Origin of the sequence: Arthrobacter sp. YAF34 (assembly GCF_052113245.1) — a bacterium.
Lineage (GTDB): Bacteria > Actinomycetota > Actinomycetes > Actinomycetales > Micrococcaceae > Arthrobacter.
The window spans coordinates 1-21,613 of record NZ_JBFRCV010000020.1 but is presented as its reverse complement, the minus strand read 5'-3'; the positions used below and the strand labels follow the sequence as shown (position 1 = coordinate 21,613).

Genomic DNA, 21,613 nt, shown 5'->3' with positions numbered 1-21,613 from the left:
GTCAACACGAGGGCGGGGCGGCGCTTGCTTCTGCGCCACTACGAGGGCGGTTGCGGTCCGGGGCCGCGGGGAAGCCCCAAACCCCCTGTTGCGCTGTCATGTATGGTGCTTATGACCCCGGGTTGGCCGCTCTAGGTGACAGGGCAACGGGCGGGGACGGGGCGACGGCGGGCTCCCTGATGACGGCCTGGTAGTGGCCGACGAGTTCGGCCCCGAGGACGGACCACGTCCTGCCCTGGACCGAGGCGTGTGCGGCCGCGGCGAACGCGCGGCGCTTGGCGTCGTCGCCCATCAGGTCCATCACCCGGGCCCGGAACCCGGGGAGGTCGCCGGGCTCGTACAGCCAGCCGGTCCGCGAGTTCTGCACGAGGTCCAGCGGACCGCCCCGGCCGGTGGCCACCACCGGGACGCCCGACGCCATGGCCTCCTGGATGGTCTGGCAGAAGGTCTCGAACTCGCCGGGGTGCACGAAGAGGTCGAAGGACGCCACCGCCCGGGCGAGGTCGGCGCCGCCGAGAAACCCGGTGAAGACGGCCCGCGGCAGGGCGGCTTCCAGGGCCGCGCGTTGGGGACCGTCGCCGACGATCACGAGCCGGGTCCCGGGAACGTCTGCCAGCACCGCGAGGTCCTCCACCTGCTTCTCGGCCGCCAGCCGTCCCACGTAGCCGATCAGGCGCTCGCCGTCGGGAGCCACGGAGGCCCGCCAGCCGGCGTCGCGCTTGTCCGGGTTGAACCGCTGCGTGTCCACGCCGCGCCGCCACATGTCCACGCGCGGAATGCCGCGGCCGCGGAGCTGGTTGAGCGCGAAAGTGGACGGAACCAGGGTGCGGGAGGCCAGCAGGTGGATCTGTTCCACGCGGTTCCAGGCCCAGTTCTCCAGGAAAGGGACCCCGTAGCGACCTGCGTAGCCGGGGACCTCGGTCTGGTAGATGGCGACGGCGGGGATGCCGAGCTGGTGCGCGGCCTGCGCCGCGCGCCAGCCGAGCACGAACGGGGACGCAAGGTGAACGACGTCGGGCGCGTAGTCGGCAAGGATTCGCTTGACCCGATACACACCGCCCAACGCCACCCGCACATTCGCATAGCCGGCCAGCGGGAGCGAAGGGAGCCGATGGATACGGGCACCATAGACCTCGTCCGCGACGTCCGTGTCCTGCGTGGACGGCGCGATCACCAGCACTTCGTCCCCGCGCTCCTGCAGATGCTCCAGCACGCGCAGGATGGAGTGGGTAACCCCGTTCATGAGCGGCAGGAATGATTCGGCGACGATTGCGATCCTCACTCCTCCACGGTGCGGGCGGCGGCTTGCGGCGCGGGGGAGGGGGCGTGGCCGGCAGGGGAAGAGTGGGTTAACAGGTGGGCGCGCTCAGACGGAAGCTAGCAGCAGGGCGGGCAAGGGGGCGGGGAACCGGCATGAAACCGGCGGGCAAGAGGGCGGGGTAAGTCGCGCAAAGAGCCTGGAGGTGCAACGGGGGCGTACGTGATTGCGGCCATGCATGCACGGCGCAAACCCCACGAAGCAACGGTGCCGGACGGCATGACGAAAGACGAGCTAGAGCGGATCGGGCCAATTGCCGACCGGGAAGCGTGCGGGATTGACGGAAACCATGGGGTTCCTCTCTATCAGGCCACGCACACGCATATTGCCTTCCATCAGAAATACCTCCAGAGGCTACGGAACTTCAGAATACGCCCGTCGCCTCCCAGCGTCCATAGGACGTCAGGCCTTGAGTACGTCCGGCAGTTCGTCGACAAACACGGTCTGGGGCGGTTCGAAATAGATGACCAGAACGCGCTCGCCGACGGCGAAGACGCTGGTCTTGTCGAACGGGTGCGCATGGAACGCGCTGGTTCCGCCGCGGACGGGCAGCATGACCTCCCCGATGGTGCCCGGGCCGATCCGTCCGGTGACGCGCCCGATCTTGCCCGTCAGGCTCCGGTCAACATCCTTGTGCATCAGAACCCTCCTGCATCAGAACCCCCGTGCATCAGAACCTCCGCGTATCAGTACCCCGGGCATCACCAACCCAGGGCATCAGGCTTCCCGGAGTTCCGCATGCATCGCGGCCCTATGCTTCCGGAGCCTTCGGGGTGCGCTTGGCGGTGCTCCTGCTGTCCTTGAGCGCGGTGGAGAGCGCCGGGAGGTAGTTGCCCACCTGTGCCATTATCCCGCCGATCATCTGGTTGACCCCTTCGCCGCCGTTGAGGACAGTCATCTGGCCGACGTGCGCAAACGGCTCGGCAGCCGCCGCCACGATCGCCGGCATGTTCTCGGCGAGCTGCTGGGAGATGACGGCGTCCTGGTTGGTGGCGAGCGCCTCGGCGCGGGCCTTGATGCCCTCCGCCTCGGCAAGGGCCTTGGCTTTGATGGCGGAGGCGGCGGCGTCGCCGCGTGCCTTCGTGGCTGCAGCCTCGGCCTCGCCGGTGACCTTCGTGGCACCGGCTGCGGCCGCTGCCGCGTTCGCGTTCGCCTGGGCCTGCAGTTCCGTCCGGCGCGCATTGACCTGGGCCTCGAGTTCGGTGCGCCGGGCCAACGCCTCGGCGGCGCTGATGTCCGCGGCTTTCTGGCCCTCGGCGTCCGTGCGCTTGGCGTAGGCCCTCGCGTCGGCGGGCTTGCGGACGGTGGTCTGCAGCTTCTGTTCCTCCCGGTCGGCCTCGAGCTTGGCCACCTCGGTTTCCTGGACCACCACCTGCTGGCGCGCCGACGCATCGGCCAACGGGCCGGCCTGGGCCGCGTTAGCCTTCGCGCGCTCGGCGTTGGCCTGCGCCACGGACTGCCGGATCGCGGACACGCTCCGGGCGTCGGCGATCAAGGCTTCGGCTTCAGCTTCCTTTTCCGCCGCCTCGCGGTTCCGGGTGGCCTCCGCGATGCGGGCCTCCATCTTGACCAAGGCAATGTGCGGCATGGCGATGTTCTGGATGTAGCCCGTGGGGTCCTGGAGGTCCTTGATCTGCAGCGAATCGACCACCAGCCCCAGCTTCTCCATTTCGACGCCGCTGGCACTGCGGACCAGGGAGGCCAGCTTGTCCCGCTCGCGGATGATTTCCTCCACCGTCATGCTGCCGATGATCGAGCGGAGGTGGCCTTCGAAGACGTTGTATACCTGGCTCTCCATCTTGGGCTGCTGACCCAGGAACCGCCGCGCAGCATTGGCAATGAACGGCGGGGCATCCCCGATCTTGTAGATGACCACGCCTTCAACGATCACCTGGATACCCTGGGAGGTCACGCAGGAGACTTTGAGCTCGGTCTCATTCAGCGTCAGGGACAGCGACCGCACGGTCTGTAAGCCGGGCAGCACCAGGGCACCCTTGCCTGTGACGATCTTGAAGTCCATTCCCTCCCGGGTCTCCAGCGTGCCGCGCGTCAGCCCCGAGATGATGAGGGCCTCGTTCGGTTCAGCCACCTTCCACATCAGTTTTGTTGCCACCCAGATGACGCCGACGACGACGGCGGCCCCCACGATGATCGAAATGAGCGGGTAGAAAGCTGACAAGTCCGGCATAACCAGATCCCTTCACGGCGGTGGAAAAGGTATAAAAGCAAAGCCCCAAACGATGCTGCTGGTAGTCCCCGGGCCGGCCCGGCGGCAGGAATTGCGGCGCCGCCCAGCCTGCCGTTGTACACAGTCTGAGGTCCTACATGCTTGGAAGTCCAGCAATTCGGCGAACCCGGGCCCGCACCGGTGCCGAAAGCCCCTGTTGGAGCGGGCGCCGCAGTGCCAGCGTAAGTGGGCAGGCCAGCGTGGATGGGCGGGCCGCCGAACGACGGCGACCGTGGAAGGTGATGGCTGATGCGCGACTCTCCTCCCGGGACGACACGGATGACCGGGACCGGCTGGGATATTTGGCGCGCGGAGCGGGCCAGCCAGGACGCGATTGGCCGCCGGCAACACGACCGGCTCGCCGTGCTCGTTGATTATGCGCGGTCCGCCTCGCCCTTCTACCGCAGGCTGTACCGGGACGTCCCGGAAACCCTGAGGAACCTTCGCGAGCTACCTCCGGTGGGCAAGAGCGAGCTCATGGAAAACTTCGACGACTGGGTAACCGATCCGCACATCACGCTTCGCAGCCTGAAAGAAGACGTCCTCGGCGACCCCTCACGGATCGGCGGCTTCTACCGCGGGCAGTACCTCGTCATGAAGACGTCCGGGTCCACCGGAGAACCCGCAGTCCTGCTCCATGACAGGAACTCGTTGCAGGTGGCGAACCTGCTCGCCCGGATCCGTGAGCGGCGGATGCTGGTGACGGCTGCGGAGGCCCGGGCATTCCTGCGGCGGGGGCTGCGCGCCGGGGCCTTGATCGCGGACGGGGACCACTTTGCCGGCCTCGTACTGACGGAGATGGCGCGGCGCCGCAGTCAGCAGATCGCGCGCCGGGTCCGCGTGTTCTCCGTGCTCCGGCCGCTCCCGGAACTCGTGGCAGAGCTCAACGAGTTCCAGCCGACCCTGCTCTACGGATATCCGAGCGCCATGCTGCAACTGGTGCCCGAAGAGAAATCGGGACGGCTCAGGATCCGTCCGATCCTGGCGGTCGCCTCCGGGGAGGCCCTGGCGGCCAAGGGCGCGGCGGACATCGAGGAGTCCCTTGGCTGCCGTGTGGCCTTGCGCTACCTTGCCTCGGAAGTGCCGGCCCTGACCAGCCGGTGCCGGCAGGGGCAGTTCCACGTCAACGCCGACTGGCACATCCTGGAGCCGGTAGACGAGAAGTACCAGCCCGTCCCGGCCGGTGAACTCTCCCATACGGTTCTGGTCACCAACCTGGCCAACCGGGTCCAGCCCCTCATCCGGTACAACCTGGGCGACAGGGTGCAGCTGGTTCCCGGGCCGTGCACATGCGGCAGCCCGTTTCCGGCCGTGCGGGTGGAAGGCCGCAGCGGCGACGTGCTGACCTTTGCTGCCGCGGCCGGGGCTGGTTTGGACGGGGCTGCCGCGGACGTTGCTGGTTTGAGCGGGGCTGGTCTGGGCGGGGCTGTGGTGACGGTGCTGCCGTTGGCGCTGGGCACGGTGATCGAGGAGACCGACGGCGTCCGCCGGTTCCAGGCGGTCCGCACCGGCCCGCGGTCGCTGACCGTGCGGCTTGAGCTCTGGCCCGGGGCGGCGACGGCGGCCGTGCGGGCGGTGGTGGGGGAGCGCCTGGGTGCGTTCTTTGCCGCCCAGGGTGCCGACGGCGTCGACGTCCGGTTTGCCGATGAGCCGCCCCGGCCGGACCGGAGCGGCAAGTACCGCGAGGTGTGGTCCGCCTAGGGGCGATACTGCAGCTGCCCGCACGCCTCCGTTACCTCGCTATACCGCTCCGCCTCCGTTACCGGCTGCCTCCTATACCCCCATTAGCGCTCTTTCTGTTCCAAGATTCGCCGGGCGTCCTGCTGGGCCTGGAGTTCGTCCGGGGTCAGCGCGTGTCCGGCCAGGTAGCCTGCGGCGGCCATGATCCGGCGCAGCTCCGCAACCGTGCGCGGGGTCCCCACCCCGCGGTGTGCCATGGCGTGACAGTTGGCGCAGAGCGGCACGAGGTCGGTCACGGGATCCAGCTCATAGTGGCTGCCCAGCTGCGACACCGGGACCAGATGGTGGACCGGAATGAACTCCTTGCCGATCTCCCCGTACGCGATTTCGAACGAGAACCCGCACACGGCGCAGCTGGTCCCGTGATGGGCGATGCACGCCCGCCGCGCATCCGGGCTGTGTTCATACCGGTTCACCTCGACCCGGCTGACCACGGCCGCCGGGACCGTGCCGGGCACGGGCTGGGTGGGGTCAGCCGCCGGCTGCGGGCCGAATTCGCTCCAGAGCCCGCGGAGCAGGGGCTCGGCGGACGGTTCGACGGCCAGGCCGGAGCCGTCCACCGCGTACCAGTCGATACCAGGCAGGGCCTCCTTGAGGACCCCGGGCGGGATCTGGTCTCCGGCGGCCAGGAGGGCATCGAACGCCACGCGGACGTAGAGCGAGGAAGCGGATCGCGGGGGACCGGGCGGCGCGGCGCTCCCGGCGCCCGGTTCGTGAAGCCGGGGCGCCGGCCGTTCCGAGACGATAACGCCGTGGCCGATCAAACCGCGGCCGTGGCTGCCCTGCAGCACGAGCCACGCCTCCGTGCCGGAGCCGGCGAACCCGGCCTGTCCACCGGCCTGGCCGTCAAGCTCCCGGACGTCCAGCTCCCAGCTGGCCAGGAACCAGCCGGTTTCGGCAACCTCTTCCAGCACTGAAGGGTAGGTCCACTCGTTCCATTCGTCCGGGTTCCAGACGAGGATCATGGCTGTCATCTGCCCATTGTCGCAGTGAGCCGTGCGCCATGGTCGCTTTGCGCAATTGTCACGGAAATGTGTGCGCCGAGAGGGCTGCACCCGAACGCGCCGCTAGCCCGGACCGGCCGCGGCGGCCTGGACGGGCGCTGACGGGCCGTCGTCACAGGTGGCGTTGAGGGTGTCCTCGGCGATGGCCTCCATTTCCTGCAGGATGCGGCTGGCCCCGGGTTCCAGCGGTGCCGGCGGGTAGGCCACGGCCATGGCGAGCTGCCGGGTTCCGTCCGAGCTGGTCATGGCGATGGTGCCGTAGCCGGGAACGTCGCCGGGATGGCCGTAGTAGAAGTCATTCGTGCAGAGGTCGTTCCAGCGGACCACCCCGAGCCCGTACCTGGCGTAGAGCGGGCTCTGCATCTGCGTGATCGTGTCAGGCTTGAGCAGCCGGTCCTGCAGCAGGGCGCGGTAAAACGTGTTCACGTCCGCCATGGAGGACACCATGCCGCCGGCGGCGTTGTCGATCTGGGCCGCGGGGTAGGTGACGTCGAGCGGTTTGCGGTCCAGCGTGATGTAGCCATGGACCATGGACGACGGCGCGGGCCCGGCCGCCGTCATCGAGGTTCCGGTCAACCCGAGCGGCTCAATGACGTCGGTGCGGATCACCTCGCCGATCGGCCTGCGCCGCAGGCGCTCGACGATCAGCGCCAGGGCAATGTAGTTGGAGTTGGAGTACTCGAATCCCTGGGCCAGCTTCGGCCGCCAGGAAATGCGGCCCGCCATGGCCAGCAGCTGCGCCAGGCTCACCTTGGTGGTCAGCGCCTGCCGCACGGTGTCCGGATCGTACAACGGCCCGTCCACGGATGGCATGCCGGAGCGGTGCTGCAGCAGTTGGCGCACGGTAACGGGCCCCGGCGGGTGCATGACCTTCTCAAAGTCCGGCAGGTAGGTGCTGACCGGTGCGTCCAGCTGGATCCGGCCTTCCTGGACCAGCTTCAGCACCGAGACCGCCACCATGGACTTGGTGATGCCGCCGACGTGGACGGGGTCCGTTATCTGGGCCCGGAAACGGCTGTCCAGGTTCCGGACACCGTAGGCCGCGGACCATTCGTCCGCGCCCACGCGGACCTGGATCAGCACGGCGGGGGCGCCGCCGTCGAGCATCCGCTGGCTGAATTCTTTGAGCACCGCCCGGTAGCCGGACTCGGGCGGGGGCGGCTGGGCCGGCGGTTCCGGCCCGGGGCTGCACCCGGCCAGGGCCGCCGTGAGCACGACGGCGGTGAGGGCCGCCGTGAGCCGGCGCGATGTTGTGCGAATCCTGGCCACCGACATGGAGGGTCCTTCTTGCAGGTCGGGTATGCACTAGGGGCAGGAGGATGCCGCTGGCCACCCCTCCGTCTGGCCGGGCACAGTCCTGTCCTTTGTGATGCTCCTCAGCCTGCCGTCCGGCGACTAGAGCCATAGGTCACGGGCTCAACGGTCTGAACTGAGGGTTCCGGCCGTTGCCGGCGCGCCCGCCACCACCGGGTGGTCGCGGTGCAGGTTCCCGAGGGCCGAGGCGCCCTGCGGCGACCCCAGCTCCTCGAAGAACTCCACGTTGGCACGCACGTAATCGGCCCACTCATCTGGGACGTCGTCCGCGTAGTAGATCGCCTCGACCGGGCAGACGGGATCGCAGGCGCCGCAGTCCACGCACTCGGACGGGTGGATGTAGAGCGAGCGCTCGCCCTCATAGATGCAGTCCACCGGGCATTCCTGGATGCAGGCCTTGTCCTTCACATCCACGCAGGGCTGCGCGATCACGTACGTCATGGCAGGCTACACGCCCGTGTAGACGGTCTTGCCCCACGTGAAGAAGTCCAGCGCGGACTTCCCCTGTTCGCGGAACGTGTTGGTGGAGGAGTCCTTGACCCCGCCGAACGGCACGTTCAGGTCCAGGCCCGCCGTCGGACGGTTGACCTTGATGACGCCGGCCTGGGCGCGCGCGGCGAAGTCGGTGGCGAACGCCAGCGAGTCGGTGCAGATGCCGGCGGTGAGGCCGTAACGGGAATCGTTGATCGCGGCGAGCCCTGCCTCGTAGTCGGGGACCTCGAGGACGGCCACCACGGGGCCGAAAATCTCCTCGGTCACGGCGGCGTCGTCGAAGGGCAGGTCCGTGAGGATGGCGGCCGGGAAGAGGAAACCGGCGTCCGCGCCGCCGTCGTACGCGCCGTGCAGCAGCGTGGCGCCGCGTTCGACGGCGCCGCGCACCGCCGCCTGGTCTTGTTCGAACTGCTGGGCGCTGACGACGGCGCCCATGGCGGCTCCGCCCGCTCCGTCCCGGCCGAGGCCGTCGCCGGGGGTGTAGGCGGCGGCTTCCTCGACGAGGGCCGCCAGGAAGCCCTCGCGGATGCCGGGGGTGACGTAGACGCGGGACGTCGCGGTGCAGGCCTGGCCGGTGAGGCCGAACGCGCCGGCAGCCACCACCTTGGCGGCCTTGCGCGGATCGGCGTCGTCGAGGACCAGCACGCCGTTCTTGCCGCCCATTTCCAGCTGGACCCGGGCCCGGCGGCCGTTGAGGATCTCCTGCAGGCCCAGACCCACCTTGGTGGAACCAGTGAAGGACATCCCGGCGATGCGCGGATCGCGGGCCAGGGCGTCGCCCACCACGCGGCCCTTGCCGTGGACCACGTTGAACACGCCGGCGGGCAGCCCGGCGTCCTGCAGGGCGCGGGCCAGGTGGGTGGCGGAGAGCGGGGTGAGCTCGGCCGGCTTGATGACCACGGCGTTGCCGCTGATCAGCGCCGGGGCGGACTTCCAGGCCGGGATGGCGATGGGGAAGTTCCATGGCGTGATGAGGCCGACGACGCCGAGCGGCTCGCGGCGGGTGGTGATGGTGGTGTCCGGCAGGCCGCTGGGCAGCACCTCGCCGGTGGCGGCCCAGCCGAGCGAGCCGAAGAACCGCAGCACGTCCGAGGCGCGCTTGACCTCGCCCTTGGCCTCGGCAAGGGTCTTGCCTTCCTCGCGGACCAGGTCCGCGGCGATCGCGGCCTGGCGGTCCAGCAGGAGGTCGCCGGCGGCCATGAGGATGGCGCCGCGGGCCGGGGCGGGCAGGGCGGCCCAGGCCGGCTGGGCGGCGGTGGCGGCACTGATGGCCGCGTCGACGTCGGCCGCGGTGCCGCTGGGGGAGAGGACGGCGAGCTCACCCGGGCGGGCCGGGTTCATGCGTTCGGTGTCCGCCTCGCCGAGCCATTCGCCGTTGATGAGGTGCCGGGCGGTGATGAGGTCCCGCTCAGTGGCAGTCTCAGTGGAGGTGGAGAGGTCTGTTGCCGTGGAAGTCATGGGGTTCCTTCGGGTCGGGGGGAAGATGAGGGACGGACGTGGGGTGCGGCTAGAGCCCGCGGATGAGGCCGCCGTCGCAGCGCAGGGCCACGCCGGTGATGTAGGAGGCCGGGGCGCTGCACAGGAACGCGGCGGCGGCGCCGAATTCCTCGGGTTCGCCGTAGCGGCGGGCGGGGATGGTCTTGCGGGATTCGAGCTGGATTTCCTCGGGCGTGGTGCCGCGGCGCTTGGCGGCGGCGTGGTCGAGTTCGGCCACCCGGTCCGTGGCGATGCGGCCGGGCAGCAGCATGTTGACCGTGACCGCGTCCAGGGCGACCTCGGCGGCGAGGGTCTTGAGGTAGCCGGCCAATGCGGCGCGGCCGGTGTTGGACAGGGCCAGGTTGGGCAGCGGCGCCACCACCCCGCTCGAGCCGACCGCGAGGATCCGCCCCCAGCGCCGTTCCCGCATGCCCGGCAGGATGTGTGAGACCAGCGCGTGATGGGGTTTGACGAGTTGGTCGAACGCGGCGGCAATGTCCTCGGCGCCGAGGGTCGCGGCGGCCCCGGGCTTCGGCCCGGGACCGTTGAGGACCAGGATGTCGATGGGTCCGAGTTCCGCCACGGCCTGCTCGACGGCGGCGGCCACGCCTTCTGCGGTGCTCAGGTCCGCCTCGATGGCGACGGCGCCCGGCCCGTAGGCGTCCGTCAGTTCGGCGACGATTTCCTTGGCACGGACCTGGCGCCGCCCGGTGATGGCCACCCGGGCGCCTTCGGCCGCGAGGGCCCGGGCGATGGCGAGGCCGAGGCCGCCGGTCGAGGCGGCCACGAAGGCGGTCTTTCCGCTGATTCCGAGGTCCATCAGTAACTTCCTGCCGTAGTGAGAGTGATGGCCGGGTTCGGCGCGGAAGAATGCGCTTCCAGGGCCGCGGCCGCCTCTGCCAGATGATTGAGCATGCTCAGCCGGAGAACCTCCGGGAACGGCGACGCAGGGGCCCGGACACCGGCGTCGGCAATCAGGCCGCGCTGGTGGAGGCATTCCTTGCGGACGGCCAGGGCGATCCGGGCCTGCTGTTCGAAGTTGATCAGCGGCAGGTAGGGCAGCAGGGCAGTGCGTGCGGCCTCGTAGCCCTCGGCCTGCCAGGCCTGCACGCACGCGATGAGCGCTTCCGGGTAGGAGAAACCGGTCATCGCCCCGGCGGCGCCAGCCATGAGTTCGTCCAGCAGTCCCTGCCCGCCGAGGCCGCCGAACACCGAGACGTCGAGGGCTGCGGTCAGCTGTCCGATCGCCACGGACGTGGGCGGGGCCTCGGCCTTGACCGCGATGACGAAGCTGCAGGCCTGCACCACGGTGATCAGGGACTGCGTGGTGATGCTGACGCCGCTGGCCACCGGGTAATCCTGCAGGACCACCTTGGCGCCGGTGGCCCGGTGGATGGCGTCCAGGTGCCGCATCACCGTGTCCGCACGCGGCGAGTTGGCCTGGACCATGACGGCCGCCAGGCGCTCGCCGGCGACGGCCTGGGCCGCGAGGATTTCCTCGATGGCCGGCCGGGTGGCCAACGCCGTCACGCCGACCACCAGCGGGAGGCCGGTGCATTCGACGACTGTTTCCAGGATTTGGGCGCGCTCCCCGGAGGTCAGGGCCGCGGCTTCGCCGAACACGCCCAGCACCGTCAGGCCGGTGGCGCCAATGGCTTCGTACCGTTCTACGAGCCCGGCGAGGCTGTCGAAGTCCACGTCCAGGCTGCTGCCCTGGAAGGGTGTGGCGACGACGCCCCAGACTCCGGGGGTCAGTGACTCCCGCATGGGATTCTCCTTCATTCGTTGTCCTGCGTTCGTTTTCCTGCGAATTGCTGCATCGCTCGCGGCTGCGCCTCTGACGGCTGCAGCTCCACCGTCTGCAGCTCTAACGTCCAGGCCAGACCGGCGGGCGCTTCTCCTGGAAGGCGCGGACGCCCTCGGCGGAGTCCTCGCTGTCCAGCGCCGCCATGAGGGCCGGGAGCCGGAGCCCGCGGGCCTCGGCGGCGGTCAGGTGCGCGGTCTGCGTGACCATCTGCTTGACCGCCCGGACGGAGGTGGGGGCGCAGGCGAGGATCGCATCCAGCCAGCGCTGCACCGCGGCGTCGAGCTCGGCGGCGGGAACCACCTCGTTGACGAGGCCCATCGACTGCATCTCCGCGGCCTCGGCCTTCCGCCCGGTTAGGAGCATGCCCATCGCCTGGGTGTACGGGATGCGGCGCACCAGCTGGTGGATGCCGCCGTCGAGCGCCAGGCGCCCGACGCGCGGCTCGGTCAGCCCGAAGCGGGCCGTGTCCGCGGCGACCACGATGTCGGCGCCGAGCACGATCTCCATGCCGCCGCCCAGCGCGTAGCCGTTGACTTTCGCGATCACCGGCACGTCCAGTGTGGTGCGCAGGCTGAGCCCGCCGAAGCCGTTGGGGTCCAGGCCGGCCCAGTACTCGAGGCCGGTCTTGTCCACGGCGGAGGCGGACATGTCCGCGCCCACGCAGAACGCACGGGTGCCGGCGCCGGTGATGACCACGGCCCGGACGTCGGGATCGGCTTCGAGCCGGTCCCAGATCTCGTTGAGCCGGGCCTGGGCGCGGCCGTCGACGGCGTTGAGGACATGCTGGCGGTCGATCACCACGGTGGCCACGTGGTTCTCGATGGTCAGCGTGACCTCGTCCACGGCGTCCGGAACTGCGGTGGTCTTCCCAGCGGTCACCGGAGCACCCCCAGCTGCTGCAGGCGTTCGATGGTCTCGGCGTCGAACCCGTTCTCCAGCAGCACCTCGACGTTGTGCTCGCCGAGCCGCGGGGCCACCCGGCGGATGGTGGGCGGGGTGGCGGAAAGCCGGATGGGCGCGTTGAGCATTTTCACGGTGCCGACGCCGGGGTGGTCGGCCTCGACGATCATGCCGTTGGCCTGCGTCTGCGCGTCGGCCAGGGTCTGCTCCAGGGTGTGCACGGGGGCGTTGAGCAGCCCCTTGTCCTCCAGCCTGCCGGTCCAGTACTCCGTGGTGTTCGTGGCAATGCGCTCGCGGAAGATCGCCTGCAGCGCCGGCTTGTGCTGGAACTGCTGCTCCAGGGTCGCGAACTCGGGCCGGAGCGTGAGGTCCTCGTCCAGGCCCAGGGCCTCAGAGATCCGGGCCAGCGGGTCCGGGGTGAAGCCGCCCACCATGCAGACGGCGCCGTCCGTGGTTTCAAAGACGCCGCTGAGCGGCATGGCGCCCCAGTTGACCTCGTAGCCGCGGTTGAGCTGCATGCAGGCCTCCTGCATCTGCAGGTGCAGCATGGAGTCATACATGGTCACCTCCACCTTCTGCCCGACGCCGGCGGACTCCCGGGTGCGGAGCGCCAGCAGGATGCCCTGCATCAGGTGCATGCCGGTGATGTAGTCGCACAGGGTAGTGGGGTAGATCGAGGGCTTCACGTCGTCCGACTCGCGCCGCCACATGACGCCGGAGTAGGCCTGGGCGATCGCGTCCTGGCCGCCCTTGTGCGAGTAGGGGCCCTCGGGGCCGAAACCTGTGCCGGAGGCCCAGATGATGCCCGGGTTCTGCTCTTTGAGGTCCTCGTAGCCGAAGCCCATCCGCTCCATCACGCCAGAGCGGAAGTTGCTGACCACCACGTCGGCGTCGGAGAGCAGCCGGCGGAGGACGTCCTTGCCCTCGTCGGTGCGGGTGTCCACGGAGATGCTGCGCTTGTTCCGGTTGATGGAGAGGAAGATCGGGTTGTCCTGGCCGTCCTTGTCCGGGAACGAGTTGCGGGAGATGTCCCCGGCGCCCGGACGCTCGACCTTGATGATGTCTGCGCCGTAGTCGCCCAGCAGCTGGGTGCAGGACGGGCCCATGAACACCTGGGTGAAGTCCACGATCTTGATGCCGTCCAGGGGGAGCGGGGTACTAGCGGGCAGCGGCATGCCGGCAGTTTCAGCGGCGGGGGCCGCCGTCGTGCCCTCTGGTGTGGTGCCTTCCGCTGTCGTGTCTTCTGCGAAGAGGTCGTCGATAACCGTGCTCATGCTCCCACCACCGCGTCCGCGTCAAGGCTGGCGTTCGACGACGGGACGTCGCCCGGGTCCGCGCCGTGGCGGCGCATGCCCTGCTGGATGTCCAGAGCGGAGACGTCGCGGACCAGGGTGCCGTTCTGGATGGCCAGCGCGGCGGCGACGCCCACGGCCTGGCCCATGGCCATGCAGGGCGGGATCTCGCGGGACATCTTCTGCGCCTCGGGAGTGGCCGAGTAGTGCCGGCCGGCGACGAGGAGCTGGTCCACTTCCTTGGGCAGCAGCGAGCGGTACGGGTAGTAGTAGTCGCGGCCGCGGGCCACGGTGTCGGCGAAGTGCCGGCGGGAGGTGATGTCGTCCTTGGTCATGACGTACTCGCCTTCGAGCAGGCGGGTCTGCCGGACGCCCATCTGGGACGCGACGTCGAGCATGTAGCAGTTCTCGAAGCCGGGCAGGTGGGCGCGGACATAGTCCACGGCCTCGGTGATCCGGTCCCGGGCAGCGAACTCGGCGGCAGTCATGTCTGCCGGGTCGACGCCGTCGTAGCCGGTCATGTGGGGGGCGTTGCACCAGACGACGCCGTCGATGGGGGTCTTGAGCCACCACAGTTCCCAGGCACCGCCGAGGAGGCGCTTGATGGTGCGGTTGATGGCGCGGGCTTCCTTGGGGTTGGCCTGTTCGAAGGCCTCCGCGACGTTGGTGTCCACGTTGCCGAGGCGGAAGACCAGCGTGGTGAGGTAGCTGTCCTTGACGTAGCTGGCGCCGGCCCGGGAGGCGACGTCGATGTCGCCGGTGGTGTCGATGACGACGTCCGCCATGAAGGCCTGCGGGCCGGACTTGGTCTCGCAGATGACGCCCTTGATGACGCCGTTGTCCACGATCGGGCGAGAGAACCAGGAGTGCAGGCGGAGGGTGACGCCGGCCTCACGGACGAGGTCGTTGGAGACACGCTTCCAGCCGTCGGGATCGAATGCGGCGGCGTAGCAGATGGGCTTGGGATTGACGTGGGTGTGGAAGTCAAAGGTGCCGAAGCGGCCCCACTTGTTCCACAGCTCCTCGGAGGCCTTGCGGTCATCGGCCGGCGGGACGATCGCCAGGCCGAGCTTCTGCAGCCTCTCGACGTATTCCGAGACGATGCCGGTGACAGTGATTTCCTGGCCGTTGATCATGTCATCGAGGACCAGGACCATGCCGCCGGAGGCCAGACCGCCGAGGGACGAGTAACGTTCCAGCAGCGTGACGGAGGCGCCGGAGCGCGCCGCGGTGACGGCGGCGGCCACGCCGGCGGGGCCGCCGCCGACCACCAGGACGTCGGAGCGGGAGATGACGGGGGCGGTGAGGTCCGCCGTCGTGGTGCTGAGTTCAAGGGAGTTCATGGGGATCCTTACTTTCCGGCTGCGGTACCGGTGATACGGAGCCGATGGAACGGCGGCCGTGAGGCAGAAGACGCAAGGGGGAGCACGCAGCGACGCTGACCGCGAAAATCCACCCGGCAGAGGGTATGACGCAGCGCGGCCCGTCGCGGGCCTTGCTGCGGGGTGTGGAATGGTGACCGGCGGACACCGTGGTGTCGGAGCCGGGTAATGGCGACGGCGGCTAGGGCCGGCGGATCACCACGCGTGAGGTGCGTTAACCCAGATCGCTACGCATACCTCTTCGTAGCTGTTTTTGTACCAGTGGGGCGTATCCGACGAGAAGGTGATCGAATCGCCTTCTTCGAGGGTGTACTTCTCGCCGTCCAGGAAGATGTCCTTCCGGCCGGAAAGAACGATGCCGAACTCCTCGCCGCTGTGCCGGAAAGGTGTGGCGCTGGTGTCGTGGCCTGGCGGGCTCACAATCCATTGGGCCTCCAGCGCACCGTTGAGGTCCGGGGTGAGCAGTTCATAGACCGCCTCACCCACAGACTTCTTGGTGACGCCCTTGAGGTTGCGCCGCTCGGCCTTGCGGACCACGGGGGACCTGGTTTCCTCTTGTCCGAGGAAGAACTTCCCCACGGGGATGTCCAGGCCGTGTGCCAGCTGCGCCAAGGTGGTGAATGACGGATTGGCCAGGCCGCGTTCGATCTGGCTGACGATCGCCGGGCTGAGGCCAGTGACTTCGGAGAGCTTCGCCAGGGTCATCCCTTTGTCTTTACGCATATTGCGGACCTTGTTGCCTACGGTGGCAAGAAGGACGCTCGTACCGGCGGGGGAAGATCCCGGGACGCTCTCGTTGGCCATGGTCAGACTTTCTCTTGGTGAGCTAACACACATAACTATAGTGAAAACTTTTAGCGAATCAAGGTTTCGGTCGATTTTTTTAGGTTTTCCACCCGGATTCGCCCCTGACGTGCGGCTTTGTTGGGCGGCCTGGCGCCGGCCTCCGGCAGCGGCCCGGGACTTCTCCGGAAACCATTGACTCTGTAAAGATCTTCAATATAGTTGTGTGAGCCGCAACACTTTGGGAAGAACGCTTCGAGCAGGATGAGACGCATGGCCTTCTGGCGGAAGGCGCATCCTCCCCGTGAGCACGTTCCTTTCTTGGGTAGTGCAGCCGTGACATCTGCCAAGCCATCCGCAGACCACGATGTTGGCCGGCCAACGAAGATGAGGTTTCTTGTTGCCGAGCTGGATGGCCCGTTTGCATTCAAGCGCTACGAAGAGGCATGCGTAGCTATCTGGGCTAACTCGCCTCCCATGTGGTGAGCCGGTCCCGCCCCGCGGACCAAGCCAAACGATAGTTTCGATTGCCGGCGACCCCATTCGGGGTGCCCGCCGGTAATCCGTACCCTCACGCACCCCGAAAGTGCGGGGGAAGGAATAAGAAATCATGACTGACACCGTCGTCAAGACTGACCTGGAGGTAGGCCGGAAGTCCCGGCTATCTCCGGAAATCCGCCGGGGACTGCTCGGCCTCGGACTCGGAAATACGCTGGAGTGGTACGACTGGATGGTCTTTGGCCTGCTGTCGGCCTTCATCGGACCCAAGTTCTTCCCGTCCCAGGACCCGGTTGCCGCAACACTGAGCGCACTGGCGGTCTTTGCCGTTGGCTTCGCGTTCCGTCCGCTGGGCGGAATCCTGCTCGGCACCTTCGCCGACAGGATCGGACGACGGCGGGTCATGGTCTGGTCCATCATGATGATGGCGGTCACCACGCTGATCATTGCCGTGTCGCCGACCTATGACCAGATCGGTCCCGCGGCCGGCATCATCCTGCTGGTCTGCCGCATCGTCCAGGGCATCTCCACCGGCGTTGAGGCGCCGCTGTCCACCGCCCACGCCGTCGAACTTGTCCCCGAGGGACGCGAGGGCTTTGTCGCCGGCATCATTTCCTTTTACGTCAACGCGGGCATCCTGCTCGCCTCGCTGGTCAGCTACCTCTCGTCCCTGATGCTCGGCGGAGCCGTCATGGCCGACTGGGGGTGGCGGGTGCCGTTCGTCGTCGGCGCGGCCTTCGGCTTCGTCGTCGTCTACCTGCGCCGGACGCTTCCGGAAACCATGAAGCCCGAAGAACTGGCGAACAACTCCGCGAAAACGGTCTGGGGCGGGGTGCGCAAGCACTGGCTCAGCGTGCTGGCCATCACCTTCGTCGTCGGCGCGGCGCAGGCTTACAACTACGCCTGGAACACCGGCCTGCCGACAGCGGCCCGCACCGGCTTCAAGGAGGACGCAACCGCGGTCTTCGCGCTCACCACCGTTCTTGGCGTCGTGCTGGTCGTCGGCAGCCTCATCATCAGCAAGGTTGCCGACGGGAAGTCGATGTCCAAGTGGTTCCTGATCACCCGCGCCCTGGCCATTCCGTCCGTCTTCCTGATGCTGATGTACGTCAAGCCCGGCATCGCCGGCTTCGCTGCCGTCCTCCTCGGCGGCTCGGTTGTCCTGGTCCTGAACATGACCCTGTACAACGTCGTCACCAGCTCCCTGATGCCCAAGGGCTGCCGCGGCGCCGGCACTGCACTCGGCTACGGTCTCGGCGTCGCCCTCTTCGGCGGCACAGCCTCCTACCTCCTGGTCTGGCTCCAGTCCATGAACGCGTCCTGGATCTTCCCGGTTTACGTGGCTGTCCTGTCGGCGCTCAGCATCGTGTTCTATGTGCTCGCCCGGAAGAAAAACGGCATCTTCATCGGCCGGTAGGAACACAAGTCCGCAACCCTTGGAGGCAACCGTGATCTCATTTGAACTCAGCGAACCTGACGTGGAGCTTTACGAGGCAGCCCGCCGCATGTTGCTTACCGCTTATCACAGCGAGAACCACCGGGTGGCTGTGGCCATGCGCGGCGGGTCGGGGGCCATCTATTTCGGACTGCACATCGGCTCAAAACGCCTCAATGTGTGTGCCGAGTCCAGCGCCCTCGCCAATGCCCGCATGGCCCAGGAGCCGTCGATTCACTCGGTGGTAGCCGTCAGCATGGATGGCCGGGGCGAGCCCCAGGTCACGAACCCCTGCGGCCTCTGCCGGGAACTGCTGCGCAGTTACGGTGCCGAGACCTCCGTCCTGGTCGACGCCGAGGGGAAAGTGGGGAAGGTCAGCATCAAGGACCTGCTGCCCTTACCCTGGATGCGTGCCACAGAAACGGAGTGGGACACCCTCCCGCCCCGGGTGGGGGAGCACGCCACCTAACCATCCACCTAACGAGCCAGCGCCGGCTGCACCCGCATCCTCCCAACTAACTCGCAGCAGGGGCCGTTTTGAGCCCTCAGAACGGCCCCTGCTGCTAGTCAGTTGGGTGCAAAGGAAAGCTGGTGCAGCCGCCGCGTTTCCGCTAAGCCACTGCACCAGCAGGTAGTACGAATTTTTTCGAATCTATGAAACGTTACTCATTCGCGGCTCCCTAGGTCCCGGGGGTTGATGACCGGGTCTTCACGTCTTCTTCAAGATGCCTTGTCATAAGCCAGCCCGCGCCGGCCATTACGATGCCCATCACCATAAAGGCCCAAGCGTCCATGGCGTTCAGCGACAGGAAGTTGGCCGCCGAATCTACGCCGACGATGAACCCGTAGATGCTCAGGACGATATAGAGCAGGCCGGAGCCCATGAGGAAATTCCGGGCACCCATGGCCGTCCGGGACATGGTCAGGCCGGTGGCGCCGATCGCGAGCTGAACGATGTTCAGCAACATCGACACCTGGAACAGGTTCAGGAACAGGGCCTTGGAATCGGGCCCGAAGAACCTGAGTTCGCTGTAGTTCGTTGTGATGCCCGGGATGAACCCCAGGATGCCCACGACGATAAGGACGATACCTACACCCATGCCAACGTTCTGCACATCTGTCCGACCAAAATGAACGCCATGGGCATGAGGAGATGCGGTAGTCATTTGCTGCCTCCAACCACTGATTGCGGACATTTACAATTTTACGGCCCGGGTGTGGAAAAAGCTCCGGCGTCCGGGGCGTCCGGGCCGGGCGAATTCCGCCGATCCGGGCTTAGTGCCTGTCGGTAACGGGCCGGATGCCGGGCGCGTGGCACCATGGATCTCGATGAAACTGCGCGCTGATCAGACCGGACAACGTGGCCTCCCCATGCCCCTGTGGCTGCAGGGCGCCCTCGAATCCGCCCAGGCCGCGGTCATCTCCGCGCTCGTGGTGGTGGCGCCGATCGTCACGGTCTGGGTCACCGCCGGATTCCAGAACAGCGGCTTTGACGTCCTGGCGCGCCTGGCGGGCCAGGCCTGGCTGCTGATCCACGGCGTGCCCCTGCTGCTGGACGCTCCCGGGGTCGGCGGGGCCGCGCACCCGGAGCCCGGCACGCTCTCCCTTATTCCCCTCGGGCTGACCCTCATCCCGTTCCTGCTCGCCTGGCGCGCCGGACGCCGGCTCGCCCGCGCCTCCTATACGGACCAGCTCTGGCAGGCGCTGCTCGGTTCCTGGCTCGTGTATGCGGGCTTCGGGATCGCCACCGGCTTCGTCTGCCGCACGGACGACGTCGGCATCAGCCTCTGGTCCGCCGCCCTGATTCCGCTCGTCCCGTTCGGGCTGGGCATGGTGGTCGGGGCGCGCCGCGAGGCCGGCTCGTGGAGCCGGCTGATCGGCGTCGACGCCGTGGCCTGGCTTTCCCGCACCAGCCAGCACTCCCGCTGGGCCGGCTCCTACCTGGGCTCGGCCATCAAGGCCGGGTGGGTGGCGCTCATGGCGAGCCTGGCGATGTCCGCGGCGCTGCTCGCCGTCGACCTTTTCATCCACTGGAACCTTGTGGTTGCTGTCTACGAAGGGCTCGACGCCGGCGCTACCGGCGGCGCCGTCCTCACCATTGTGCAGTTGGGCTTCCTGCCCAACCTCGTGGTGTTTGCCCTGGCTTGGATCTCCGGCGCCGGATTCGCCCTGGGGGCCGGTTCGCTGGCCGGCCCGCTTGGGACCGCCGTGGGGCCACTGCCGTCCATTCCGGTGTTCGCCGCGCTGCCGTCCGGGGCGCTGGACTTTGGCTCCGTTGCCCTCGTGGTGCCGGTGCTCGGCGGTGTCCTGGCCGGCTGGTGGTTCCTGCGCGAAGGCGAGAACCACTTCGACGAATGGTTGTCCATCAAGATCCGGGCCCGCTGGTTTACGGCCGTTGCGTCGACCCTGGTGCTGGGCGCGGTAATCGGTGTTGTCGCCGGGCTGCTCGCCGCCGGGCTGGCCTGGCTTGCCCGCGGTTCGGCCGGCATCGGCAGGCTGACGGACATCGGGCCCGACCCGCTCCGCACGGCGCTGTTCGTGGCCGCGGAGGTGGGGATCGGCGTCGTGATCGGCTACGCGGCCGGTCCCTGGCTGGAACGCCGGCAGAACCTGCGCGAGGCGGACCTCGAGACGGTCAACAGCCGCTGACCAGCCGGGTTCTAGCGGAACTGCGTGGGCATGGAGTTCTGCAGCTGCGTCCTGCAGGCGGACGTTGACTCCTCCGTCAGGGCCTGCCGGACGCAGTGCTGGTAGTCGCGGATCTGGGTGAAGAACAGGGTCGAGGCGAGGATCACCAGCAGCATGACCCCCGAGACGATGAGCCCGGAAATCGTGCCGAACAGCACCAGCCGCGACTCCTTGTATTTCACCGCCCGGATCAGCAGCACAATGCCCAGCGCAATCGCGCCCGCCGTGAGCAGGGCGGTCAGCCACAGGTAGCTGACGTCGAGCTGGAAGACGAGGAACGAGGCCAGGACCGCGACCACGAACAGCCGGAACAGGGTGTGGGTCAGCTGCGCGGATTTCTTGGCCGCCGGGTCGCCCGGCTGCCGGCCCGGCTGGTTGCCTGGTTGGCTGCCTGGTTGGCTGCCGCCGGAGTCCGTGGGGGAGTTCATGTTTTCCAGCCTACGCGAGCGGCCCCATAAGCTAGGACCATGCGCATCGTAGTCCTCGTCTCCGGCACCGGCTCCAACCTCCAGGCAGTGATCGATGCCGTGAAGTCCGGTGCGCTCGACGTCGAGATCGCCGCCGTCGGCGCGGACCGGCCGGGGACCTTCGGGGTAGAGCGCTCCGCGGCCGCCGGGATTCCCACGTTCGTGGTGGACTTCAAGGCCTACCCGGACCGGGCGGCCTGGAACGCGGCCCTGACCGAAGCGGTCGCCGCCTATGCCCCCGACGTGGTGGTGTCCTCGGGCTTCATGCGGATTGTCAGCGCGGGCTTCATCGACGCGTTCGGCGGCAAGTACCTCAACACGCACCCGGCGCTCCTGCCGTCCTTCCCCGGTGCCCACGGTGTCCGCGACGCCCTGGCCTACGGCGTGAAGGTCACCGGCTGCACGGTGCACTGGGCCGACGCCGGGGTGGACACCGGCCCCGTCATCGCGCAGGAAGCCGTGGCGGTCGAGGACGGCGAGACTGAGGAATCCCTGCACGAGCGGATCAAGGTCGTGGAGCGCCGGCTCCTGGTCTCCACCCTGGCGTCCCTCGCCGCAGCCCGCACCCCTGCCTAGCCCCCAGTCCTGCCTGCCCGCACACCCAACTRACTAGCAGCAGGGGCCGTTTTSMGCGCTCAAWACGGCTGTGGAGTCTCATGACTTAATAGACACTTATGTCTCATGACCTCGTAGACACTCTGTCTCAGGACTCCATGGACACTGTGGTGGGGTTTGCTGCTGCTTATGAGCAAACCCCAACCTGATATCAAGGTCCGTCATGCCGTGGCCC

At 68.0% G+C, this 21,613-nt stretch carries 20 protein-coding genes; 5 read left to right on the top strand and 15 right to left on the bottom strand.

Annotated features, from left to right (window positions below; all coding sequences use genetic code 11):
• Window positions 1–109: 109 nt before the first annotated feature.
• From AB4Y72_RS18700 to AB4Y72_RS18690, 3 genes are all read right to left on the bottom strand, one after another.
• Window positions 110–1,282, bottom strand: coding sequence for a glycosyltransferase family 4 protein (locus AB4Y72_RS18700; RefSeq protein WP_441427636.1), 1,173 nt, complete (start codon window positions 1,280–1,282; stop codon window positions 110–112).
• Between the two features lie 438 nt (window positions 1,283–1,720).
• The gene (locus tag AB4Y72_RS18695) at window positions 1,721–1,957 is read right to left on the bottom strand and encodes a hypothetical protein (protein ID WP_441427635.1); all 237 of its coding nucleotides are present in this window, start codon (window positions 1,955–1,957) and stop codon (window positions 1,721–1,723) included.
• Between the two features lie 112 nt (window positions 1,958–2,069).
• Window positions 2,070–3,506: a flotillin family protein gene (locus tag AB4Y72_RS18690; RefSeq protein WP_441427634.1), complete on the bottom strand. Its 1,437-nt coding sequence runs from the start codon at window positions 3,504–3,506 to the stop codon at window positions 2,070–2,072.
• 288 nt (window positions 3,507–3,794) lie between these two features.
• On the opposite strand from AB4Y72_RS18690, the gene AB4Y72_RS18685 reads away from it, so the two are divergent.
• Window positions 3,795–5,246: a phenylacetate--CoA ligase family protein gene (locus AB4Y72_RS18685; RefSeq protein ID WP_441427633.1), complete on the top strand. Its 1,452-nt coding sequence runs from the start codon at window positions 3,795–3,797 to the stop codon at window positions 5,244–5,246.
• An 83-nt stretch (window positions 5,247–5,329) separates the two neighbouring features.
• Here AB4Y72_RS18685 and AB4Y72_RS18680 read toward each other — a convergent pair whose 3' ends face one another.
• The 10 genes from AB4Y72_RS18680 to AB4Y72_RS18635 all read right to left on the bottom strand — a co-directional run bounded on the left by AB4Y72_RS18680 (window position 5,330) and on the right by AB4Y72_RS18635 (window position 15,756).
• Window positions 5,330–6,259: an HNH endonuclease gene (locus AB4Y72_RS18680; RefSeq protein WP_441427632.1), complete on the bottom strand. Its 930-nt coding sequence runs from the start codon at window positions 6,257–6,259 to the stop codon at window positions 5,330–5,332.
• A 93-nt stretch (window positions 6,260–6,352) separates the two neighbouring features.
• Entirely contained in the window at window positions 6,353–7,564 is a 1,212-nt protein-coding gene (locus AB4Y72_RS18675) for a serine hydrolase domain-containing protein (protein ID WP_441427631.1), read from the bottom strand.
• Between the two features lie 141 nt (window positions 7,565–7,705).
• Window positions 7,706–8,044, bottom strand: coding sequence for a ferredoxin (gene fdxA, locus AB4Y72_RS18670; RefSeq protein ID WP_441427630.1), 339 nt, complete (start codon window positions 8,042–8,044; stop codon window positions 7,706–7,708).
• Between the two features lie 6 nt (window positions 8,045–8,050).
• Window positions 8,051–9,553 carry an aldehyde dehydrogenase family protein gene (locus tag AB4Y72_RS18665; RefSeq protein ID WP_441427629.1) on the bottom strand — a complete coding sequence of 501 codons (1,503 nt, stop codon included), beginning with the start codon at window positions 9,551–9,553 and terminating at the stop codon, window positions 8,051–8,053.
• 49 nt (window positions 9,554–9,602) lie between these two features.
• Window positions 9,603–10,391 (bottom strand): SDR family oxidoreductase, encoded by a 789-nt coding sequence (locus AB4Y72_RS18660; protein WP_441427628.1) that lies wholly within the window; start codon window positions 10,389–10,391, stop codon window positions 9,603–9,605.
• A complete protein-coding gene (locus AB4Y72_RS18655) occupies window positions 10,391–11,353 on the bottom strand; it encodes a dihydrodipicolinate synthase family protein (protein WP_441427627.1) in 963 nt (320 codons plus the stop codon). The genes AB4Y72_RS18660 and AB4Y72_RS18655 overlap by 1 nt, the downstream gene beginning before the upstream one ends.
• An 85-nt stretch (window positions 11,354–11,438) precedes the next feature.
• The gene (locus tag AB4Y72_RS18650) at window positions 11,439–12,257 is read right to left on the bottom strand and encodes an enoyl-CoA hydratase-related protein (protein WP_441427626.1); all 819 of its coding nucleotides are present in this window, start codon (window positions 12,255–12,257) and stop codon (window positions 11,439–11,441) included.
• On the bottom strand, window positions 12,254–13,552 hold the full coding sequence (locus AB4Y72_RS18645) for a CaiB/BaiF CoA transferase family protein (protein ID WP_441427625.1): 1,299 nt from the start codon (window positions 13,550–13,552) through the stop codon (window positions 12,254–12,256). Before AB4Y72_RS18645 ends, AB4Y72_RS18650 begins: the two co-directional genes overlap by 4 nt.
• Entirely contained in the window at window positions 13,549–14,913 is a 1,365-nt protein-coding gene (locus AB4Y72_RS18640; RefSeq protein ID WP_441427624.1) for an FAD-dependent oxidoreductase, read from the bottom strand. The genes AB4Y72_RS18645 and AB4Y72_RS18640 overlap by 4 nt, the downstream gene beginning before the upstream one ends.
• 234 nt (window positions 14,914–15,147) lie before the next feature.
• Window positions 15,148–15,756, bottom strand: coding sequence for a helix-turn-helix domain-containing protein (locus tag AB4Y72_RS18635; protein ID WP_441427623.1), 609 nt, complete (start codon window positions 15,754–15,756; stop codon window positions 15,148–15,150).
• Window positions 15,757–16,345: 589 nt separating this feature from the next.
• On the opposite strand from AB4Y72_RS18635, the gene AB4Y72_RS18630 reads away from it, so the two are divergent.
• Together AB4Y72_RS18630 and AB4Y72_RS18625 are read left to right on the top strand one after the other, a co-directional pair.
• Complete coding sequence (locus AB4Y72_RS18630) at window positions 16,346–17,650, top strand: MFS transporter (protein WP_441427622.1); 1,305 nt, start codon at window positions 16,346–16,348, stop codon at window positions 17,648–17,650.
• Window positions 17,651–17,681: 31 nt separating this feature from the next.
• Window positions 17,682–18,137 carry a hypothetical protein gene (locus AB4Y72_RS18625; RefSeq protein WP_441427621.1) on the top strand — a complete coding sequence of 152 codons (456 nt, stop codon included), beginning with the start codon at window positions 17,682–17,684 and terminating at the stop codon, window positions 18,135–18,137.
• Window positions 18,138–18,348: 211 nt separating this feature from the next.
• Here AB4Y72_RS18625 and AB4Y72_RS18620 read toward each other — a convergent pair whose 3' ends face one another.
• The gene (locus AB4Y72_RS18620) at window positions 18,349–18,768 is read right to left on the bottom strand and encodes a DUF4383 domain-containing protein (protein ID WP_441427620.1); all 420 of its coding nucleotides are present in this window, start codon (window positions 18,766–18,768) and stop codon (window positions 18,349–18,351) included.
• 229 nt (window positions 18,769–18,997) lie between these two features.
• Between AB4Y72_RS18620 and AB4Y72_RS18615 the strand changes: the two genes are divergently transcribed.
• Complete coding sequence (locus AB4Y72_RS18615; protein WP_441427619.1) at window positions 18,998–20,317, top strand: cell division protein PerM; 1,320 nt, start codon at window positions 18,998–19,000, stop codon at window positions 20,315–20,317.
• An 11-nt stretch (window positions 20,318–20,328) separates the two neighbouring features.
• On the opposite strand, the gene AB4Y72_RS18610 is transcribed toward AB4Y72_RS18615, so the two are convergent.
• Window positions 20,329–20,784 (bottom strand): hypothetical protein, encoded by a 456-nt coding sequence (locus AB4Y72_RS18610; RefSeq protein ID WP_441427618.1) that lies wholly within the window; start codon window positions 20,782–20,784, stop codon window positions 20,329–20,331.
• Between the two features lie 39 nt (window positions 20,785–20,823).
• Between AB4Y72_RS18610 and purN the strand changes: the two genes are divergently transcribed.
• Window positions 20,824–21,399 (top strand): phosphoribosylglycinamide formyltransferase, encoded by a 576-nt coding sequence (gene purN / locus AB4Y72_RS18605; protein ID WP_441427617.1) that lies wholly within the window; start codon window positions 20,824–20,826, stop codon window positions 21,397–21,399.
• The last annotated feature ends 214 nt before the right edge of the window (window positions 21,400–21,613 follow it).

Excerpts from the sequence above, each read along its gene's own strand:
- AB4Y72_RS18690 (WP_441427634.1), bottom strand. The coding sequence starts at position 3,506 with ATGCCGGACTTGTCAGCTTTCTACCCGCTCATTTCGATCATCGTGGGG.
- purN (WP_441427617.1), top strand. The coding sequence starts at position 20,824 with ATGCGCATCGTAGTCCTCGTCTCCGGCACCGGCTCCAACCTCCAGGCA.
- AB4Y72_RS18610 (WP_441427618.1), bottom strand. The coding sequence starts at position 20,784 with ATGAACTCCCCCACGGACTCCGGCGGCAGCCAACCAGGCAGCCAACCA.
- AB4Y72_RS18695 (WP_441427635.1), bottom strand. The coding sequence starts at position 1,957 with ATGCACAAGGATGTTGACCGGAGCCTGACGGGCAAGATCGGGCGCGTC.
- AB4Y72_RS18620 (WP_441427620.1), bottom strand. The coding sequence starts at position 18,768 with ATGGGTGTAGGTATCGTCCTTATCGTCGTGGGCATCCTGGGGTTCATC.
- AB4Y72_RS18685 (WP_441427633.1), top strand. The coding sequence starts at position 3,795 with ATGCGCGACTCTCCTCCCGGGACGACACGGATGACCGGGACCGGCTGG.
- AB4Y72_RS18630 (WP_441427622.1), top strand. The coding sequence starts at position 16,346 with ATGACTGACACCGTCGTCAAGACTGACCTGGAGGTAGGCCGGAAGTCC.
- AB4Y72_RS18660 (WP_441427628.1), bottom strand. The coding sequence starts at position 10,391 with ATGGACCTCGGAATCAGCGGAAAGACCGCCTTCGTGGCCGCCTCGACC.
- AB4Y72_RS18675 (WP_441427631.1), bottom strand. The coding sequence starts at position 7,564 with ATGTCGGTGGCCAGGATTCGCACAACATCGCGCCGGCTCACGGCGGCC.
- AB4Y72_RS18645 (WP_441427625.1), bottom strand. The coding sequence starts at position 13,552 with ATGAGCACGGTTATCGACGACCTCTTCGCAGAAGACACGACAGCGGAA.
- AB4Y72_RS18655 (WP_441427627.1), bottom strand. The coding sequence starts at position 11,353 with ATGAAGGAGAATCCCATGCGGGAGTCACTGACCCCCGGAGTCTGGGGC.
- AB4Y72_RS18615 (WP_441427619.1), top strand. The coding sequence starts at position 18,998 with ATGAAACTGCGCGCTGATCAGACCGGACAACGTGGCCTCCCCATGCCC.
- AB4Y72_RS18635 (WP_441427623.1), bottom strand. The coding sequence starts at position 15,756 with ATGGCCAACGAGAGCGTCCCGGGATCTTCCCCCGCCGGTACGAGCGTC.
- AB4Y72_RS18640 (WP_441427624.1), bottom strand. The coding sequence starts at position 14,913 with ATGAACTCCCTTGAACTCAGCACCACGACGGCGGACCTCACCGCCCCC.
- AB4Y72_RS18680 (WP_441427632.1), bottom strand. The coding sequence starts at position 6,259 with ATGACAGCCATGATCCTCGTCTGGAACCCGGACGAATGGAACGAGTGG.
- AB4Y72_RS18665 (WP_441427629.1), bottom strand. The coding sequence starts at position 9,553 with ATGACTTCCACGGCAACAGACCTCTCCACCTCCACTGAGACTGCCACT.
- fdxA (WP_441427630.1), bottom strand. The coding sequence starts at position 8,044 with ATGACGTACGTGATCGCGCAGCCCTGCGTGGATGTGAAGGACAAGGCC.